Source organism: Cupriavidus phytohabitans (genome assembly GCF_017815025.1).
Classification (GTDB): Bacteria; Pseudomonadota; Gammaproteobacteria; order Burkholderiales; family Burkholderiaceae; genus Cupriavidus.
In genome coordinates this window covers 1-1,108 of the sequence record NZ_JAGIQB010000200.1, presented here as the reverse complement: position 1 = coordinate 1,108, position 1,108 = coordinate 1, and the positions used below count along the sequence as shown (strand labels likewise).

Sequence of the window (1,108 nt, the reverse complement as noted above, 5' to 3'; positions counted from 1 at the left end):
TTACTCACCAGTCCGTAAATAAGGCGACAAACGATGGAACCTGGTGACGACCGTTTAGTCTCATTCAACATGAAACGAGATGGCCGTACACTGGACCGCGCGACACAAGAGGAATTCCGCCGGCTTGCCCTGCGCCGGGTTCGCGAAGGCGAGAAACCTTCGGTGGTGGTGAAGTCGCTGGACATGAACCGGACGTCAATCTACCGTTGGCTCAAGGAGGCCTCGGGCCGGGGCAACGGCGAGCGGGCGCTGGCCTCGCGTCCAGCGACAGGGCGACCACGCAAGCTCACGCCAGCGCAACAGGCGCAGGTCTTTCGGTGGATCAACGGGCGGGATCCTCGGCAGTACGGTCTGGACTTCGGGCTGTGGACACGCCAGATTTTGGCCACGCTCATCGATCAGAAATTTGGTGTAAAGATGGGTGTCACAGCGGTGGGCAGGCTGCTGGCGGGACTGGGATTGAGCCCGCAAAAGCCATTGCAACGTGCCTACCAACGAGATCCGCAGGCCGTTGAGCGCTGGCAGCGTGAAACATATCCGGGCATTGCTGCTGCGGCCAAGCAAAGCGATGCGGACATCTACTTCTGGGACGAATCTGGATTTCGGGCCGACGCGGTGCATGGCAAGACCTGGGCGGTCAAAGGCAGCACACCGGTGATTGAGCGCCCCGGGCAGCGCCAGTCGATTTCCGCCGCCTCCGCAGTGAACGCCAAAGGCGCCTTCTGGTTTGCGACCTACAAAGGGGCCTTGACCGCGGAGCTGTTCATCGATTTGCTCAAGAAGATGATGAAAGGCCGCAACCGACCAGTGCATCTGATCGTTGACGGACTTCCAGCGCACAAGAAGGCCAATGTGCGCGAATACATCGAATCGACCAAAGGAAAACTCACGATGCATGTGCTGCCGGGTTACGCCCCTGACCTGAACCCGGACGAATTCGTATGGAGTCATCTCAAGCGAACTGGCGTGGCGCGCAATCCGTTGCGCGCGGGCGAGAAACTGGAAATCCGCGTTGAGCAACAACTGCGAGGATTGCAGAAAAAACGCAGCCTGATTCGATCATTCTTCGAGGCACCTTCTGTCGCCTATATTTCGGACTGCTGAGTAA

Annotated in this window: 1 protein-coding gene; it reads left to right on the top strand. The window is 58.8% G+C overall.

Going from position 1 to position 1,108, the window contains the following annotated elements; genetic code table 11:
* Positions 1 to 69: 69 nt before the first annotated feature.
* A complete protein-coding gene (locus tag J8I34_RS34130) occupies positions 70 to 1,104 on the top strand; it encodes an IS630 family transposase (RefSeq protein WP_209808574.1) in 1,035 nt (344 codons plus the stop codon).
* Positions 1,105 to 1,108 lie beyond the last annotated feature (4 nt).

Coding starts and splice junctions, on each gene's coding strand:
- J8I34_RS34130 (WP_209808574.1), top strand. CDS start 70: ATGAAACGAGATGGCCGTACACTGGACCGCGCGACACAAGAGGAATTC.